Here is a 4,587-nt window from a genome sequence, read left to right as displayed (position 1 = left end):
TCTAATAGAGCCAGCATAGATAGGAGCTTGAAAGTGGATCCAGGCTCTGTATTCCCCTGATCCCCAATGGCGAAATTGTAATTCTCACCATACCCATAACCCCCTTTATTTTTTTGAAGATTTGCAATGGCTTTGATTTGTCCTGTTTTCACTTCCATGACGATCACAGATCCAAACTCTGCATCTCTATCTTTCAATTGTGCCAACAAAGCCGTTTCAGCAACATCCTGTATGTTTACATCCAAGGTTGTAATCACGTCAAATCCATTTTCGGGCTTTACATCTTCAGCATCAAAAACAGGTTTCCAGCTCCCACCTGCCAATCTTTGAAATAGTGCCTTCCCGTCTTTTCCCTTTAAATATTCATTAAATGAATACTCTATTCCTGCGCCATAATCATCTTCATTCAAAAATCCAACAGTTCTACTGGCAAGGGAATTAAATGGTCTATAACGCTTCTCGACTTTTTCAAATAATACTCCTCCGCCTAATCTGCCCCCTCTGAAAATAGGCCACTTCGACATTTGTTGCATGTCTTGGTATCCAATTTGTCTTCTATTTAATACCAAGTATCGCTTGTTGTCCTTCCGGGCATCTGTGATCATTCTTTTATATGCCTTTGCGGATTTATCTTTGTAAAAAGCTGAAAGCTTTTCGGAAAGTGAATCAATTTTTGACTTAAAACGATCTTCTTTTACTATCGTAGGATCTATTGCCACTCGGTAAAAAGGAAGACTGGTAGCCAAAAGACTTCCATCTCCAGCATAAACATTCCCTCTTGTAGCGGCAACCTCTCTGTATTGAAAATTGATAGTTTCTGCTTTTTCCCTCCATTTATCTCCTTCGTCCAGTTGCAACTGAGCAATACGATAGGGTATTGCTGCTGCAACTAGAGCAACTAGGATGAAAACCACCCTTACTCGGAGCAATATGGATCGTTTTATATTCACTTATCAATCTCTATTTTGATTGGTGGCTGATTCAATTCTTCTATTTCTTGAGAGGCAACTCGCTTGGCAACTTCTGACTGCATGCTACTAAGCATGTATTCAGCCTCTAGCGTGGTTACGTCTGCTCTAAGGTCTTCGACTTCCTGTTGAGCTTTTTCAATTCTCCTTACCATGTTTTCCGCATGGTGATTACTCCATATATAGATGAGTGCTAGAAAAACAACGAAGCCAACCGGAGGAACCAATTGAACTGGAACTCCTTCTCCTAGTAAGCCGGTCACGTTCAATTTTTCTTCAATCCAAGTGAAAATGGTTTTACGTGGCGCGTTCCCTTTTTTAGGTGCGTTTTCTTTTTTTAGCTTCTTCTTAAATGTGTTCTCACTCATTTCCCTGTCTTTTTAGCAATTCTCAGCTTGGCACTTCTTGCTCTAGGATTTCTAGCTATTTCCTCCTCATCGGCCACTACGACACCGCGACTAACTGGCTCCAGAGGCCTGATGAGATTCCCATAAAAATCCTTTTCTACTTCACCCTGAAATTTTCCCTTTTGAATCAGGTTTTTGACCAATCGGTCTTCAAGACTATGATAGCTCATTACTACAAGCCTACCTTCGGGATTCAAAAGATCTACTGAATCAAGCAACATCTCTTCCAAGGCCCCCATTTCATCATTTACTTCTATCCTCAATGCCTGAAAAACCTGAGCATAATATTTAAAATCTTTGCCTCGAGGAGCATATTTTTTCAGAAAAGCAGTAAAGCCTTCAGTCGTCTCGAAAGGTTGGGAAGCTCGTTCAGAGACAATAGCCTGGGCCAAAGTTTTTGCATTTTTTACCTCCCCATAAATGCCGAAAATCTTATGAAGTCTTGACTCCTCATAAGTATTCAAGACTTCTTTGGCGGATAGTTCTGAAGACTGATTCATCCGCATGTCTAGATCACCGCTAAACCGGGTAGAAAATCCCCGACCTGGTTCATCAATTTGATGAGAAGAAATCCCGAGATCAGCCAATATTCCATCTACCTTTCTTACCCCATGGAGTCTGAGGTATCTCTTTAAGTCCCTGAAGTTTGCCTGAACAAATGTGAAGTTTTCGCTTTCAGGGATATTCGCAATCGCATCTTGATCTTGATCAAAGCCATACAAATGGCCTTTATCTAAATGCTTCAATATTTCTCTTGAATGACCTCCACCTCCAAAAGTGACATCAACATAAGTCCCGTTAGGATCAATAGCCAAGCCTTCAGTGCATTGAGCTAGCATCACTGGGATATGGTAGATAGACTCCGTCATGAGATTAAGAGAGATGCTTTTCCATCAGGCTGGACAAATCAGCCGGATCCATAATTATATTATTCTGATAGTTTTTAGAATTCCAGATTTCTATCCGGTTGCCATTTCCTGCTACCATTATTTCTTTTTCCAAGCCTGCATAGGCCTGATATTGCTTTGGTATCAATAACCTACCCGCATTGTCCAACTCCACTTCAGTTACCGAATTGAAAAAAGATCGCATCAATAACCTTTGCTCCTGATTATTGATGTTTAGAGACTTAATTTGATTCTCCAATTTTCTATATTCCACTAAAGTATATAGAGCCAAACACCTATCTTCAGCCATTCTAAGCATAAGCACACTCCCATTAGCCTCCGGTATTGCCGCCTTGATCTTGGCAGGCAAAACCAGACGCCCTTTGGGATCTAGCTTGCAATCATAATGGCTATTGAACATTTTCCTTTATATCTCGAATAGGTGGTAAAGACAAAAGTAATAAAATGCTATACACATTCTACCACTTTCCCCCACTTTTTCCCACTTTATCTTAAAAGTAGCCAAAACTTTCATCCAAGCCAATATTTATTAAAATATTTCAAAGATTTTTTTAAGGGTATTGAGATGATTAACAGCTCTTTATAAATTCCAAAAAGTCCCATTTTTTGACGTTTTAGAGGGCTTTTTTTCTAACATGATATAATCTTGGCATCACATCTCATTCTTGCCACCTGAAAAGTGGAGTGTTTTCCCATAAATTTTTAAAGCAGTCTTAAAAAGAATTAAATAGACTGAATGATTGTTAATTAAAAATATAGTTAAATAATCCGGATTTTAAATAGCTTTTAAAAGTCGCGTTGAAAGTACTCGATACGCGAAAAAAAGACTTATCACCATGAGCAAAGCAGCTAAGTAAAAAGAAGCTCCCGGCAAATAAAAAGGAGCCTGATCTGTACTGAAATAAGCGAAAATTGAATTCATCATCAGAGGTCCGATAATTGAAGTCAAACTTATTAAACTAGTCAAAGCTCCTTGTAATTCTCCCTGCTGATTTGAAGGGACTTGACTCGATATAATACCTTGCAAAGCAGGTCCTGAAATTCCCCCAAGACAGTATGGAATTAAAAAAACAAACATCATCCAACTGACACTAGCTGCCCCAAAGCAGAAAAGCCCAACTGCATTCAATCCTATCCCAACATAAACAGAATTGGCCTGTCCCAACTTTGGGATTGCAATCCGAATCAATCCTCCTTGAACAATTGCTACCAATAAACCTACAACTCCTAGAGAATACCCGACCATCGCTTCATCCCAATTGAATTTAAACATGGTGTAATATGCCCAATTGCTTTGAACAGCATGACCGGCAATGTAAATCAAAACCAAAGAGACTACTAGCCCAGAGATTACAGGGTATTTTCTCAAGTTCATCAAGGATCCTATAGGATTTGCCCTCCGCCAGTCAAATGCTCTTCTTTCAGATTTTTCAAGGGATTCAGGCAATACAAAAAATCCATAAATTACATTCAATAAAGAGAGTGCAGCAGCTACCAAAAAAGGAGCTCGTGGGCCAAACTCAGCCCCCGCTATACCCCCGATAACAGGCCCAATAATAAACCCAAGGCCAAAAGCAGCACCAATCAACCCAAAATTTTGAGATCGCTTTTCAGGAGTACTCACGTCCGCAATATAAGCAGTGGCCGTAGTAAAACTGGCTCCAAACATTCCTGCTACCAACCTCCCAACAAACAACCAAAATAATGTTGGTGCTAATGCATGAAATACATAGTCTATCCCCAATCCAAGAAGTGAAAGTAATAAAACTGGGCGCCTTCCATAACGATCAGAAAGCCCTCCCATAATTGGAGAAAAAATGAATTGCATAGCAGCAAAAGAAAAGAGAAGCCATCCTCCATACTGGGAAGCTTTACTCAAACCTTCCCCTGTCAGTTCTTCAATAAGACTTGGCACAACAGGTATGATCACCCCAAGTCCAATCACATCGACTAGGATGGTGATGAAAATAAAGAGTAGGGAACGCTTTGAATTAGATTTCATAAATCAATAAAAACCAAACTTAAAATTCTTGGATGGAATAAATGCTATGTACTAAAATTAGTTCTTCCAAATATTTTTATTGAAATGAATTTTAACGAAAAAAGACCTGCTCAATGGGCAAGTCTTTTTCGAAGCGTCAACACACAATTACCTTTTCAGGCATTTCTCTTTCTAAACGATCAATTACTTGTTATCGTTTTTATTCTTGATTTCTTCTTGTATTCTTTTTTGAAACTCCTGGATCTTTGTAGCATTCTCTTTTTGCCAAACTTCCATTTTACGCTGGTATTCTTCCAGTTTTG

General features: G+C 39.2%; 5 protein-coding genes. All 5 read right to left on the bottom strand.

What is annotated here, in order from left to right; all coding sequences use genetic code 11:
• The coding region (locus Q0L68_RS16775) for a penicillin-binding transpeptidase domain-containing protein (RefSeq protein WP_296705364.1) at window positions 1-950 on the bottom strand (950 nt) is incomplete at its 3' end.
• Window positions 947-1,336 carry an FtsL-like putative cell division protein gene (locus Q0L68_RS16770; RefSeq protein WP_296705363.1) on the bottom strand — a complete coding sequence of 130 codons (390 nt, stop codon included), beginning with the start codon at window positions 1,334-1,336 and terminating at the stop codon, window positions 947-949. The genes Q0L68_RS16770 and Q0L68_RS16775, both read right to left, overlap by 4 nt.
• Window positions 1,333-2,244 carry a 16S rRNA (cytosine(1402)-N(4))-methyltransferase RsmH gene (gene rsmH, locus Q0L68_RS16765; protein WP_296705361.1) on the bottom strand — a complete coding sequence of 304 codons (912 nt, stop codon included), beginning with the start codon at window positions 2,242-2,244 and terminating at the stop codon, window positions 1,333-1,335. Before rsmH ends, Q0L68_RS16770 begins: the two co-directional genes overlap by 4 nt.
• Before the next feature lie 4 nt (window positions 2,245-2,248).
• Entirely contained in the window at window positions 2,249-2,683 is a 435-nt protein-coding gene (mraZ, locus tag Q0L68_RS16760) for a division/cell wall cluster transcriptional repressor MraZ (protein WP_296705359.1), read from the bottom strand.
• A 375-nt stretch (window positions 2,684-3,058) separates the two neighbouring features.
• On the bottom strand, window positions 3,059-4,285 hold the full coding sequence (locus tag Q0L68_RS16755) for a TCR/Tet family MFS transporter (RefSeq protein ID WP_296705358.1): 1,227 nt from the start codon (window positions 4,283-4,285) through the stop codon (window positions 3,059-3,061).
• Window positions 4,286-4,587 lie beyond the last annotated feature (302 nt).

This window comes from Algoriphagus sp. (assembly GCF_024642405.1).
Classification (GTDB): domain Bacteria; phylum Bacteroidota; class Bacteroidia; order Cytophagales; family Cyclobacteriaceae; genus Algoriphagus.
The sequence above is the reverse complement of the archived record's forward strand: the minus strand, read 5'-3'. Positions and strand labels throughout refer to the sequence as shown.